The sequence below is a fragment of the Ruegeria sp. YTSC192 genome (genome assembly GCF_059609705.1).
The window spans coordinates 13,971-26,559 of record NZ_JBXWMG010000008.1; the positions used below are offsets into that span (position 1 = coordinate 13,971).

Genomic DNA, 12,589 nt, shown 5'->3' on the forward strand with positions numbered 1-12,589 from the left:
CCAAGATGTTCGAACCAGTGAAATCCACCGCACGATCTCTCGCGCTTGCAGCTTTTGTGGGCCCCGCGGCAATCGCGACGCAGGGCAGCGCCCAGACATTCAACGACACGGGTGATATTCTCGCGCGTTCTGCACAGGTCGAGGACATCGAGTACCAAATCATGGTGCAACGTGCGACGCAGACAGCCATTTGGGGCATGCCCGCCGCAGGGATGATCGACTTCCTGAAAGGCATCCGGCGGGATCTTGGCGGGGATTACAATGATGTGATTTACCTCAACAAACCGTTTGATTCCAAACACGGGTTTCTGACCGCAAATGACACAACTGCCTATTCCTGGGCATCCATGACCTCGGCACCGGGGCCGTTGGTGATCGAGGTTCCGGCGGCTACCGATGACGTGTTTTATTTTGGCTCCATCGTGAATGCCTGGGATCAGCCGATTGCTGACGTTGGTCCAGATGGTTTCGATGAAGGCAAAGGCGGAAAGTACCTTTTGCTTCCCCCGAACTACGACGGTTCAAAGTCGTTGGATGAACTGCGTGAGGCAGGTTATTTGCCGTTCGAAACGGATACATACGAATATGGGTTCTCGTTCCGCCCACGCCTCTTCAATGGAGCGACCCACGCAGATGCGGCAGAGTATGCCCAGACTATTGAGATCTACTATCTTTCCGAGGCCGACAACCCGCCACCGACCATCTATCATGAGACGTCGGAGATCCCATACGACTCGCTGCCGTACTATAACCACACCTATTTTCAAGACCTGAACGACTACGTTCAGAACAACCCGATCCGTCCGCAGGACAAAGTCATGGTGAATTTCCTCAAAGATCTCGGGATCGAAAAAGGGAAACCCTTTGAGCCGACAGAGCGTCAGATCAAAGCCATGAATGAGGGTTTGGTTCTGGCCTATGCCGCCATGCAACGGTATTTCGTGGAGCCAGGTCTGGCAACGGTGCCGCTTTGGGTTGATAAGAACGGAGACCTCAAGAACCAGTGGCTGGTTTGGGATTTTGCGGAGGGTCAGCCTCAGGCCGGTTTCCCATATGAGACAGACACCGAGGTCCTTGTCGATGACCGGGCAGGTGGCACCTATTTCTGGATTACCTATCTTCCCAAGAACCTCGGCGGCGGCACGTTCTACCTGACGGGCCTGCGCGACAGCGAGGGCGAGATGTATGACCACAATGCGACCTACAAGCTGAATGTACCGGCGGACACACCAGCGGATGAGTTCTGGTCCGTCATTGTCTATTCAATGGAAACCAAAAGCTTCATTCGGAATGTGGATCGTGTCGGCCTCGAGTCGCGTAAAGGCGAATCCATGAAGGTCAACGAAGACGGGTCCTATGACATCTATTTCGGCCCTGAAGCGCCGGAAGGGATGGAGAGCAACTGGATTCCAACAACTGAACCCTATTTCCTGCTATTTCGCCTCTATGGACCAAGCGATGGCTGGCTCGAAAGTGGTTGGATACTCGGAGACTTGGAAAAAGTCTCTAATAACTAGGCAGTGACAACAGATCCGGAAAACCAGTGTCACTGTACCCTAATTAGCAAGATTCTGCGGATTGGGCGCATTCTCGGCGTTTTCTGTACCCTTAATTACAACATATTCACAGGCTGTACTGCGGTGAGAAGTCGACGCTCTCTGCTTTGTAGGGGGCGATATCTGCAAGCGAGCAGTCGAAGCGGGAAAGGTTCTCCACAGATCCGACAGTCTGGCAATTAAGGGTACAGTATTGGAATTAACGGTACAGTATGAAAATTAAAGGTACAAAACACCATTGAAATCGCTAGAAAATTTCAGACGAGAATCTGATTAATTAGGGTACAGTGACATTAAGGCTGAATCTTCGCGCTCCTGACAATGTGCTAGAATGCCGTAGAACGAGACAGCGGTTTTAGATGGCCTGGCACAAAAACAAACGAAAGCTATTTGAAGTTGTCGGTGAAAACCCAAAAGCTCATCTGAGTCCGTATTGCTGGCGCAGCCGAATGGCACTGGCACATAAACAACTCAGCTTTGACTCAGAGCCATGGCACATAACCGAAAAGCAACGGATCGCACGATCCGGAGGTGTAACTGCCCCGGTTCTGGTCGATGGAGAGCAGTGGGTTAGAGACAGTTGGGATATCGCAACCTATCTGGATGACACCTATCCCTCCAATCCGCTATTTGGTGGCCTAGCAGGCAAGCCCAGTTCTCTGTTCATAAATCACTGGGCGGACACCACGCTTCATCCACTGATCTTTCGCGCCGTAATAGCGGAGCAGTTTCCCCTGACGGCGGATTGCGACAAAGACTATTATCAGGGAAGAACCCTGCGCAAATTCGGTCAAAGCGTCGAAGAGATCGGAGCCGACCCGGAATCCGCACGACACACGACCATGCAAGCGCTGAGCCCGCTAGAGGCAACTCTCGCCGAAACCCGATTCCTGGGCGGCGCATCGCCGGATTATTCGGACTACATCCTGTTCGGAACATTCCAGTGGGCCCGAGTTGTCAGCCTGACCGCTTTCTGGCCGCCAGAGAGCGCTCTGCACCGCTGGTTCGAAGACCTGCTGAACGCATTCGATGGAATGGGGCGGGCACAACCGCCACGCAGCGCTTTAGGGTAACAAAGCGGATCGGTGTGTGCGAATGTAATCTGCCGTGCGAAATACCAACGCAGCCAGAGTAGCGGTCGGGTTTATCGCGCCGGGCGTGGGAAACAGGCTTGCCCCCGCAACAAACAGATTGTCGATCTCATGCACTTGGTCGTAAGCGGCGGCTGAAGACCGTCTGCTATTCAGCTTGACGGCTTGAAGTTCCACGGCAGCAGGTTGTCGATCTTATTTTTGGGGTGGCCAGTTGCGATGGCTTCGAGCGTGGCCTTGAGATATGCGAAGGGTTCGACACCGTTGATTTTGGCGGTTTCGATCAGGGAGGCTATGCGACCCCAGGCTTTGCCACCTTCGTCATGGCCTGCAAATAGTGCATTTTTGCGATTTAGGGCAATCGGGCGGATCAGATTCTCGACATTGTTGCTGTCGATCTCGACGCGCCCATCGGTGAGGAAGGTTTGCAGGCCATCCCAGTGACGGTGGATATATGCCAGTTTTTCCCCGAGGCGAGACTTGGCCGAGACGCGGATGCGCTGAGTTTGCAGCCAGTCGCCGAAGGCAGCGACCAGGGGCGCAGATCGGGTCTTGCGTGCCGAGAGACGCTGGCCGGGGGATGTGCCTCGGATGTCTTTTTCGATAGCATAGATTTCGGCGATCTGGCGCAGGCCTTCGGCGGCGATCTCGGACTTGTCGCGGTCGTGGATTTCCTTGAGCTTGCGGCGGGCGTGCGCCCAGCAATGGGCCACGACGATGGGCTCGCCGCCCTTGCGCGTGGTGCGGGTCAGGCGATTGTATCCGGGGTAGCCGTCCAGTTGCAGGATGCCGTCGAAGCCTGTGAGGAACTTTTCCGCGTTCTCGCCTCGTCGGTCGGGGGCATAGAAGAACACGACGCCGGGCGGATCGTCACCACCCCAATTCCGATCATCACGCGCCAGTGCCCAAAGGTATCCGGTTTTGGTCTTCTTGCGACCGGGGTCGAGGATCGGGGCTGTCGTTTCGTCCATGAAGAGCTTCGTGGAGGCCCTGAGATGCTCGGCCAGCCGGTCCACGACCGGGCCCAGATGGAAGGCCGCTTTGCCGACCCAATCGGCCAGCGTTGAGCGGTGAATGTCGATACCAGCACGGCCCAGGATTTGGGATTGCCTGTAAAGCGGACAGTGATCCGCATATTTTGACACCAGCACATGCGCGATGGTGCCTTCTGTTGGCAGCGCCCTTTCGATCAGGCGCGCTGGCACCGGAGCCTGGGCCACGCCGTCAGTGCAATGGCGGCAGGCGTATTTGGGGCGTACCGTTACGATCACACGCAAGCGCGCGGGCACGATATCCAGCCGTTCGGATCGGTCCTCGCCGATCTTGTGCATTTGTCCGCATCCGCAGGGGCAAGTCAGGTTGTCGGGTTCGACGACTTGTTCGATGCGCTCCAGATGCTCTGGCAGATGGCCCAGATTCCGCCGCGCCACCGGTTTACGTTTTGGAGCATCTTCGCCGGGAGCCTGGGTGTCTTTGCGCTCCTGTACCTCGGCGACAGCAGCTTCGAGTTCTTCAAACAAGAGCTGCCGCTCATCCTCATCCAGCTTCTCGGACTTCTTGCCATGCACCGCATGGTTCAGTTCCGCCACCAGATGCTCAAGCCGTTTGTTGATCTCTTCAAGCTCAGTTGCTCGTGCGGCCTGAACCTGCAACGCTTCAAAAGCCGCACGATAGACGGGCGGCAGCAGGCTCAAATCAAGGTCGTCGGCGGCGTCAGACATGGCCATCGCATAGCACGAAAGCCTAATTTTATAGAGCCCAATCGACCTTCTGATTCATTCAGCCGCAGCTGGAGGGCGGCTTTCCAAAGCCTTCACCTTGCGCCAGTCCAATCCCGCAAAAAGCGCCTCGAACTGGGCATGGTTCAGCGCCATCGCACCGTCCCGAATGGCGGGCCAGGTGAAGCTCGTGTCTTCCAGCCGTTTGTACGCCATTACGAGACCCGTCCCATCCCAGTACAACAGCTTGAGCCTGTCAGCGCGTTTGGAGCGGAACACAAAGACAGTTCCTGTGAAGGGATCCTTACGCAGAACCGATTGCACCAATGCTGAAAGCCCGTCGTGGCCTTTACGAAAGTCCACCGGATTGGTCGCCACCAGGATCCGCACCCGGTTCGAAGGGAAGATCATGACCCAACCCCAAGCGCCCGGACAATCTCAGCAACCCGCGCCGCCGGTGTCGCCCCATCCAGCTTGATCAGGATGTCTCCAGCCGCGATCTCGATGGGCTGCGCGACATCCGGGGCCGGTGGCGAAGGCGGATCTTCAAAAACCACCAGCGGCGCAAACGCAGCTTCCTCCTCCAAAACCGGAAGAACAAGATCACCGTCTTTGGCCATCCGCCGCCACGACGAGACATGGTTCGCCTTCAGGCCATACTTGGCAGCAACATCATTCACTGTCGCACCCGGCAGCAGCGTCTCCGCCACAATCCGCGCCTTCAAAGCATCCGGCCAACGCCGCCTCCCATCAGCTGAGAAGATAACGCCAAGCCCAATGAGATACTCTCTTGTACTCTCCATGGAGAAACTCACCTCGCAAAATCACTACAAGGCGGAATCTCAGATCAGCCGCAGGGCTGGAAGGTGACCGTCACGCACCGCTTACGATCAGGAACAAGGCAGCAACAGTTCTTCTGTTCATTGTTTTGCTACTAGATGAGGGGAATCTCGCCTTTCCAACAGGGAATTACTCTATTTCCGAACCCGGTAACCCGAGGCAATAACCTGGTTTATCAAAGCAGCGGCGGCCCGGTGCATTTCCATTTCATCGTTATTGCCGGTCGCCGACTCGTGGGCGGCGGCGGCGTCACGAAGAAGCCCCACGATCTCATGTTCAGGGAGGAGATCACGATCATTCATTGCAAGCAAAAGCGCTTCACAAATTGAGAGAGCGGCCATTCCTGAGTAGTCTTCCTGGTCGGCCATGGTAGAGGTCCTTTTTAACAGGCGTCCGGGCGCGGAAGCGTTACGGGGAATTGCGCCATTCTGGCATAGAGTGCTGTATACTTAACTGATCGAAAGCAGTTCTCGCGTCGAATTGCTTCGCGGACGGCTTTTCGATGAAGGATGAAAATTTTGGTCAACATTGAGAACAGTCCGCTCACCCGAAAGCTCTCGAACTTCGTCGCCCTTTCTGAAGTTGAACTTGCGGTCTTAGAGCGTCTGCACAAGCGTCGCAGAACCTTTGTAGCGGGACGTGATCTCGTACATCAGGGACAATCTGAGCAGGCCGCCTACATTCTGGCATCGGGCTGGGTTTGTTCGTACAAAACCCAGACTGATGGGACGCGTCAGATAGTCGACTTCCAAATTCCAGGTGACTTTCTCGGGTTGCGTAGCGTTTTGCTGCACACGTCTGACCACAGCATTGAACCGTTGATGGAAATTCAGGCCATAGAAGTTGGAGTGGGAGATCTTCTGGAAGCATTTGCGCAAACACCTCGCCTCGCGACGGCAATTCTTTGGGCTGTATCCCGAGATGAGGCGATGGTGGTTGAACATCTGGTCAACATCGGGCGCCGGGATGCGGGCGAGCGCATGGCGCATTTTCTGTTGGAACTTGGGGTAAGGCTGACCCAGGTCGGGATAGCAAGCAAGGCGGGATACCTATGCCCACTGACACAATACCACCTTGCCGATGCGCTTGGATTGAGTGCTGTGCATGTAAATCGTGTTCTGCGGCAACTGCGGGAGGAGGGGTTGGTTACTTTTCAATCCGGGCAGGTCACATTTGATGACTATGACGGATTGGTGACGTTGGCCGGTTTTGACCCAACTTACCTGGATCAGGCCGGGCCATTTATGAAGTAAAAGAGACGCCCCTTTTGCGGTAGCGAGCTGTCGACAGAGATTATCTGGTCAGGAAATCCATTTGCTATGACAGATCGGGAATTGCCCGGCACCGCATTCACTAAAAAAGAAGCGCAAGATAAATACAGTCCAATTGCGGTGCTGTATTTCCCGCGCTTCTCAAATACTAGTTAAATACACGCCAGCAAACATCCCGCCAACACACACCACCTTGTCGGAATTCGGGCACCTTAGCACTGACGCAGGTTAGTAAAGAACCGGTGATACTTGTCCGTTCTGCGCGTGTCGCACAGGAAATTCCAACAAAATTCCAGGCAATTGGCCAAAGGCTAACATCGATCAGCGCATGTCTGCCGTTTCCACATTATCTTAAATCTCAGCACCAGTCCCACAGTCACGCCGCCCTACGGTGTTTTGCGGCAGACTGCGCCGGGAAGATCCACAAAATTTCATGGAGGGATAAGGTGAGCACAAGATCGTCTAGTTCTTTGGTGACGTTTTCAAATCCGTTTTCTTTGTCCGGCTACCCGGATGAACTCCCTGCAGGCGAATACGAAGTTGTTGTTGAAGAAGAACTTCTACAAGGCCTGAGCTTCGAGGCATATCGACGAACCGGAACCTACCTGACAGTCCAGAACAAAGGCGGCAAGCCAGGCTGCACTGAAATGCGTCCCATCGACCCAAAAGATTTCGAACTGGCGCTCAAGCACGACCAAACGCTCAAGCACGACCAAACTTTGGTCACACCAAATATTGACAGCGAGGCGGCGCTTTCCCCGCAGGAGGAAAAAATTTGAACACGCCCAAATGGCTTAAACCCGGAATCTACGGCGCCCTGATCGGAGGGATTTTCGTAGGCATAGTAGGATTTTCTTGGGGTGGATGGATGACCGGCAGTAGCGCGGACAAGATGGCCAACGCCATGTCCCGTGACAGCGTTATCGCAGCGTTGGTTCCGGTCTGCGTCGACATGGCACGAACCGACACCCAACGCGCTGTAAAAATCGCAACAATCAAAGAGGCGGCTACTTTCAAACGGAAGGACGCTGTAATGGAGGCTGGCTGGGCAACGGTACCCGGCTCTCAATCCCCAAACAAGGAACTGGCGCAGGCCTGCATCGAGGGGCTGAATGTGGATGGATCGTAACCTAGCCACTCAACTTTCGCGCAACCCTATCGGCGCCACGGCCATCCAGAAAAAACACCTCCGGTCTCGCACTTGCTTCATGACTTCGCTGTTTGCTGTTGTTTTCAGCGTTTTGTTGGCTTCTCCCACCCCGTCAAATTTTGTGATGGCCGAAACTGTTTCCATCCCAGAAAACGCGCATGCCAAAAAGTATGGCGTGGGCTGGGAATGCGATTTGTCCTACCGGTTGGATGGTGACGGATGCATTGCCATTACTGTCCCTGAAAATGCCTATCCCACAAACAGAACCTATGGCTCAGGGTGGGCATGTTTGCATGGCTTTGTTGAAGTTGGCGGCACCTCATGCACTGAAGTCATTGTGCCTGAGGGCGGATATCTCGATCCGTCAGGTGAAAGATGGCGGTGTCTGCGTGGATACACAAGAATTGACGATAGCTGCCAGGAAATTTTGGTGCCGGATAACGCCTACTTGACGTACAGCACCTATGGATCTGTATGGCTTTGTAACCGCGGCTATGAGATCAACGGAGATGCATGCGCGGAAGTCGCGGTGCCAGAAAATGCCTTCCTGAACGCATCAACCCGCGGACGTCCGTGGACGTGCGAGCGTGGGTTTTTTGAGCAAGACGGACGGTGTGATGCCGTAATCGTACCCGAAAATGCTTTCTTCGATGACGCCGCCCACGGAGTTGGCTGGAAATGCGAACGTGGTTACGAAGCCTTAGGTGATCGCTGCAGTGCAATCGAGCTGCCTGCAAATGCCCACCTAGACCGGTCGGGCAACAAATGGGCATGCCACAGTAATTATCACCGGTCGGAAGGGCTGTGCGTTCTGAACGACTGAGGTTTCCAGCGGAGAGCACTCTCTTCGAAACTTCACTACTTGCGTCAGTTCTTAGCATGAACGGCGCGTTTCACAGTCCAAAAGGAATTGATATGAAACCCGCACCCATTGTGCCAGCGGCTAAAAAGTTCATTGCCAGCGATGCGCAAACGCAACCCCCTGAACACGCTGTTTTTCCGGAGCTTAACCGCAAGACATTAGTGACAAAAACACCGACGGCAATCGTGTATTGCGAAGGGAATTTCGCGAAGATAGATGGCAAAACTGCAAACGGTCTCGTCCGGCATTCACAAGCTTATCGTGTTCTTTCGGTGATCGACAGTAAGCATGCTGGATGTGACAGTGGCCACGTCCTCGACGACGTCGCCAATAATATTCCTATCTGCAATGATCTCGAAGCTGCCGTTGCTCATGAATCTACGATCCCTGATACCTTTATCTATGGCATGGCACCAGCAAGCGGAAGGATGTCACTGAAGGATCGCGAAGTCGTAGTGGAAGCGATGGCGTTCGGCATGAATGTTGTCAGTGGGCTTCATGAGTTTCTTAGTGATGATCAGGAACTCGCAGAATTTGCCAAAATTCAGGGCGTGACCATACGTGACATTCGCAAGCCGCGACCCAATAGCGACCTGCGCCTTTTTGATGGAAGTGTCAGCGACGTCAAATCGATCCGCATCGCGGTGTTCGGCACCGACTGTGCAATTGGAAAGCGTACAACCGCGACTATTCTGACAAGCGCACTTAATGCACATGGAATCAAAACAGTTTTGGTTGGAACCGGCCAGACAGGGTTGATGCAGGGTGCCAAATATGGTGTCGCGATGGACTCGGTACCGCCGCAATTTTGCTGTGGAGAGCTTGAACGCGCTGTTGTTGCTGCATCCAAAGGTGAGCGCCCGGATGTCATAGTGATCGAAGGACAGGGCGCCCTCAGCCATCCGGCCTTTTGTACATCCGCATTCATTCTGCGAGGCAGTCAACCACACGCGGTAATTCTTCAACACGCGCCCAACCGAGAACGTCGATGCGACTTCCCAAACATGGCCATGCCCGATCCCTGCGACGAGATAACCCTGATCGAGGCTTTTGCGGACACAGAGGTGATTGGCATGACGATCAACCACGAGGGAATGAACGAGACTGAAATTACAAAGGCCATCACAGACTATAATTGCAGATTGTATCTTCCAATCACTGACGCATTGAATCGGCCTTCATCGAACCTGGTGAACATGGTTCTTTCTGCATTTCCCCGCTTGCAGCCTATACCTGTAGCGCCGAGGGAATGACCGCGCCGCGCATCACTGTTGATCTGAGCAAAATTCGTCACAATACCCGATGCCTTGTTAATCGCCTTAAGCCGCACGGGATCACCGTCACAGGTGTGACAAAAGCCGTATGCGGTCATCCTGAGATTGCGAATGCCATGCTTGAAGGTGGCGTGACTGGACTGGCGGACGCGCGGATCAGCAATGTCGTGCGGTTGCGCAATTCTGGGATCTTATGCCCCATATCGTTGATCCGAACCCCCATGTTGAGCCAGGTCGAACAAGTTGTTGATAATTGCGATGACAGCTTCAACACAGAGATGGATATCATCGCAGGCCTAGCCACAGAGGCGCGGCGAAAGAACGCTATTCACAATATAATTGTGGTGGTGGAAATGGGTGATATGCGGGAAGGAATCCTGCCTGAACACCTTGAAGATACTGTGTCTCAAATCCTTAAAACGGAAGGTGTCTCTCTGAAGGGGATTGCTACAAATTTCGCCTGTCTGAGTTGTGTGGCACCCACTCCGGAAGCAATGACCAGGCTTTCTTCGCTTGCCGTCGACACTGAGCGCACAGGTGGATCCATTCTTGAACTGTATCAGGCGGTGGCTCTGCCAACTTACCTTGGGCACTTGGCAAAGAGACGACCGGTCAAATCAACAACCTGCGTCTGGGTGAGGCCATCCTGCTGGGTACCGATCCCATATCAGGGCACCCGATCGACGGTCTTTATACAGATGCTTTCAAGCTTTTGGTGGAAGTAATCGAAACCAAGGTCATAACAAAACAAAATCCAGTGCTTTCTATGGTGTGCATGGCCACAGACATACCCTCGAATACTCGGTCGATCCTTGCCATTGGACTCCAGGACACCGATGCGGCCGGTCTTACCTTTCCCGCTGGCGTCACCTTCTTTGGAGCCACCAGCGATCATATCGTCATTGAAACCACCAATTCCCCGCTTCGCGCTGGTGACGAGATGACATTGCATATGAAGTACAGCGCACTCACGCGCAGTATGGCTGCGCCCGATGTTGCAAAGATAGTCCGTAGGGAGAAAATTCTGACGGAATGCATCGCTGCAAACACTGCTCGTCCATCCCCGAATTGAAGGTACCACAGTCGGGCCGCAACGTAATTGATCCGGGCCTCAGCAAAGGTCTTATTCTGCGGCATAACGTAGTAATTTGAGACCTCAATCACTATATTGGAAGTAGCCGCATTTGGTTTTCATGCTCATCCTGGGCATGAAAGTATTGCGGACAATCAAAGGATCGAAAGCATGTCTTTCAAAGACCTGACGACCAGAGCGGATGCCGCGCTGAAGGCCAATCATGCGGACAAGCCAAAAAAAGAACTGGCTCCCGAGGAACCTGACGTCGGCCCCGAAAAACCAAAGCCCAAGCCTCAAAGTTCATAAGACCCTGCCGGGAGTGGGTGACTTGTCCTTGTATACGTCTCCGAACGAGCAGTATCAGCCAAGGAGACCTACGCAAATGGACCAGATAACCAGTAAGACCACCGCAGTCTTCTCCCGACCGTTCACATTCCCAGGCTTTGACGAAATGCTTCCGGCTGGTGAATACGAAATAGAAACCGAGCTTTCCGCACCGCCTGACTATTTTGACCCAGAAGCCTGGAAAGCCTCGGTATTGGTTTACCTGCACCCCCGTGATACCCATCCCGGGTTGGCGCGAACCTTGACCGTTTCTCTGGCTGATCTCGACAGTGCACGTGCACAGGACAAATTGACCAAGAAAGAGTTTTCGAAGTTTTTACTGGATCAACTTCTGGCCGATCCGATGGTGCAATTGATCATGGAAGCTGATGGTGTGTCCGAGACTCGACTTCGACACCTTTACTCGAGATCGGATATTTCAGAGTCGCCCGGCGGATTGTCGGATCAAGGATTCAAACGCCCAACATGCGGAGGCGACTTCCTGGACACCCTCACAATCCAAATAGCTGAGAATGAAGGTATGCCCATCCGTGCCTTTAATCATTCTTCGGATTGCAGGCGACCCCTCGTGTTCGTTTGAACCTGGCATTTCCTGTACAACCTCCAAGCAATGGGAGACCTTTTTCTCAGCTCTTTCTTATAGAGCAACTGAATAACCCAATCGGAAACCAAGGTTATAAACTGATGAAAGAACCCGACATCGATACAGAAGCGATCTTGGAACGCGCCCTAAATGACGTGCCGCAAGAACGCGCATGCCTACGTTGCAGAACTCCATTCTGGAGCGAAGGGTTTGGGGAGCGGATTTGTCGGCGCTGCAAAGGACTGAGCGCGTGGCGAAATGGTGTGTCGGTTAGTCCTGGGTTAGCTCGGCGTCGTTAATTTCTGACAACAGTGCAGCCGCCCAAGTTTGAGCATGTTTCAGGCGATGTTATTGGTGTATAAGACCTCTTCACCCTGATTTTCCTTACCAGCCCATCGGTTAGCATAATCTTTTCAAGATCGTGCAACTCTTCGGGGGATCAAGGCTTGTTTGATGCTCCTCAGCAGCCCATCTATACTGGGCTAACGTTTTTCTTTTTCGACCTGCTGTCTCCCAAAATCGGCGTTCAGTCTTTCGATTCAGACCGACCGCGCCGAGCCGTCGCAATAGTGCGGGCGGCTGATATTAGGAGACTTACACCATGGCAAATGGCACCGTGAAATGGTTCAATTCAACCAAAGGCTTCGGCTTTATAGAACCTGAAAATGGCAAGAACGACATATTCGTACATATTTCGGCGCTTGAACGGTCCGGCATCAGTGAATTGAAAGATGGCCAGAAGGTCACGTTTGATTTGGAAACTGGTCGTGACGGGCGCGATAACGCCGCTAACCTGGCGCTGGCCTGAACGTCTTACGGGCACC

The 12,589-nt window shown here is 53.7% G+C and carries 17 protein-coding genes; 12 read left to right on the plus strand and 5 right to left on the minus strand.

What is annotated here, in order from left to right; genetic code table 11:
• Positions 1 to 5: 5 nt before the first annotated feature.
• Both AC2FD8_RS12510 and AC2FD8_RS12515 read left to right on the plus strand, forming a co-directional pair.
• The gene (locus AC2FD8_RS12510; RefSeq protein ID WP_496856716.1) at positions 6 to 1,517 is read left to right on the plus strand and encodes a DUF1214 domain-containing protein; all 1,512 of its coding nucleotides are present in this window, start codon (positions 6 to 8) and stop codon (positions 1,515 to 1,517) included.
• 398 nt (positions 1,518 to 1,915) lie between these two features.
• Positions 1,916 to 2,629 (plus strand): glutathione S-transferase N-terminal domain-containing protein, encoded by a 714-nt coding sequence (locus tag AC2FD8_RS12515; protein WP_496856714.1) that lies wholly within the window; start codon positions 1,916 to 1,918, stop codon positions 2,627 to 2,629.
• On the opposite strand, the gene AC2FD8_RS12520 is transcribed toward AC2FD8_RS12515, so the two are convergent.
• The 5 genes from AC2FD8_RS12520 to AC2FD8_RS12540 all read right to left on the minus strand — a co-directional run bounded on the left by AC2FD8_RS12520 (position 2,621) and on the right by AC2FD8_RS12540 (position 5,573).
• Positions 2,621 to 2,824, minus strand: a complete 204-nt coding sequence (locus AC2FD8_RS12520) for a GMC oxidoreductase (protein ID WP_496874305.1) — start codon at positions 2,822 to 2,824, stop codon at positions 2,621 to 2,623. The genes AC2FD8_RS12515 and AC2FD8_RS12520 overlap by 9 nt on opposite strands.
• The gene (gene tnpC / locus AC2FD8_RS12525; protein ID WP_496856712.1) at positions 2,800 to 4,368 is read right to left on the minus strand and encodes an IS66 family transposase; all 1,569 of its coding nucleotides are present in this window, start codon (positions 4,366 to 4,368) and stop codon (positions 2,800 to 2,802) included. Before tnpC ends, AC2FD8_RS12520 begins: the two co-directional genes overlap by 25 nt.
• A gap of 54 nt (positions 4,369 to 4,422) precedes the next feature.
• Positions 4,423 to 4,776, minus strand: a complete 354-nt coding sequence (tnpB, locus tag AC2FD8_RS12530) for an IS66 family insertion sequence element accessory protein TnpB (protein WP_037306766.1) — start codon at positions 4,774 to 4,776, stop codon at positions 4,423 to 4,425.
• Complete coding sequence (gene tnpA, locus AC2FD8_RS12535) at positions 4,773 to 5,168, minus strand: IS66-like element accessory protein TnpA (RefSeq protein ID WP_496856709.1); 396 nt, start codon at positions 5,166 to 5,168, stop codon at positions 4,773 to 4,775. The genes tnpB and tnpA overlap by 4 nt, the downstream gene beginning before the upstream one ends.
• Before the next feature lie 171 nt (positions 5,169 to 5,339).
• Positions 5,340 to 5,573, minus strand: coding sequence for a hypothetical protein (locus AC2FD8_RS12540; protein ID WP_496856708.1), 234 nt, complete (start codon positions 5,571 to 5,573; stop codon positions 5,340 to 5,342).
• 141 nt (positions 5,574 to 5,714) lie between these two features.
• On the opposite strand from AC2FD8_RS12540, the gene AC2FD8_RS12545 reads away from it, so the two are divergent.
• The 10 genes from AC2FD8_RS12545 (at position 5,715) to AC2FD8_RS12590 (ending at position 12,573) form a co-directional block, all read left to right on the plus strand.
• Positions 5,715 to 6,458 (plus strand): Crp/Fnr family transcriptional regulator, encoded by a 744-nt coding sequence (locus AC2FD8_RS12545; protein ID WP_496856706.1) that lies wholly within the window; start codon positions 5,715 to 5,717, stop codon positions 6,456 to 6,458.
• A gap of 464 nt (positions 6,459 to 6,922) precedes the next feature.
• Positions 6,923 to 7,255, plus strand: a complete 333-nt coding sequence (locus AC2FD8_RS12550; RefSeq protein ID WP_496856704.1) for a hypothetical protein — start codon at positions 6,923 to 6,925, stop codon at positions 7,253 to 7,255.
• An 89-nt stretch (positions 7,256 to 7,344) separates the two neighbouring features.
• Entirely contained in the window at positions 7,345 to 7,605 is a 261-nt protein-coding gene (locus AC2FD8_RS12555; RefSeq protein ID WP_496856702.1) for a hypothetical protein, read from the plus strand.
• A gap of 79 nt (positions 7,606 to 7,684) precedes the next feature.
• Positions 7,685 to 8,449 carry a hypothetical protein gene (locus tag AC2FD8_RS12560; protein WP_496856700.1) on the plus strand — a complete coding sequence of 255 codons (765 nt, stop codon included), beginning with the start codon at positions 7,685 to 7,687 and terminating at the stop codon, positions 8,447 to 8,449.
• 92 nt (positions 8,450 to 8,541) lie between these two features.
• Positions 8,542 to 9,741 (plus strand): N-acetyltransferase DgcN family protein, encoded by a 1,200-nt coding sequence (locus tag AC2FD8_RS12565; RefSeq protein WP_496856698.1) that lies wholly within the window; start codon positions 8,542 to 8,544, stop codon positions 9,739 to 9,741.
• Complete coding sequence (locus AC2FD8_RS12570) at positions 9,738 to 10,487, plus strand: alanine racemase (protein WP_496856696.1); 750 nt, start codon at positions 9,738 to 9,740, stop codon at positions 10,485 to 10,487. Before AC2FD8_RS12565 ends, AC2FD8_RS12570 begins: the two co-directional genes overlap by 4 nt.
• A 50-nt stretch (positions 10,488 to 10,537) precedes the next feature.
• The gene (locus AC2FD8_RS12575) at positions 10,538 to 10,834 is read left to right on the plus strand and encodes a hypothetical protein (RefSeq protein WP_496856694.1); all 297 of its coding nucleotides are present in this window, start codon (positions 10,538 to 10,540) and stop codon (positions 10,832 to 10,834) included.
• A 171-nt stretch (positions 10,835 to 11,005) separates the two neighbouring features.
• Positions 11,006 to 11,143: a hypothetical protein gene (locus tag AC2FD8_RS12580; RefSeq protein WP_496856692.1), complete on the plus strand. Its 138-nt coding sequence runs from the start codon at positions 11,006 to 11,008 to the stop codon at positions 11,141 to 11,143.
• A 76-nt stretch (positions 11,144 to 11,219) separates the two neighbouring features.
• Positions 11,220 to 11,762, plus strand: coding sequence for a hypothetical protein (locus AC2FD8_RS12585; RefSeq protein WP_496856689.1), 543 nt, complete (start codon positions 11,220 to 11,222; stop codon positions 11,760 to 11,762).
• A gap of 604 nt (positions 11,763 to 12,366) precedes the next feature.
• A complete protein-coding gene (locus AC2FD8_RS12590; RefSeq protein WP_496856687.1) occupies positions 12,367 to 12,573 on the plus strand; it encodes a cold-shock protein in 207 nt (68 codons plus the stop codon).
• Positions 12,574 to 12,589: the final 16 nt, after the last annotated feature.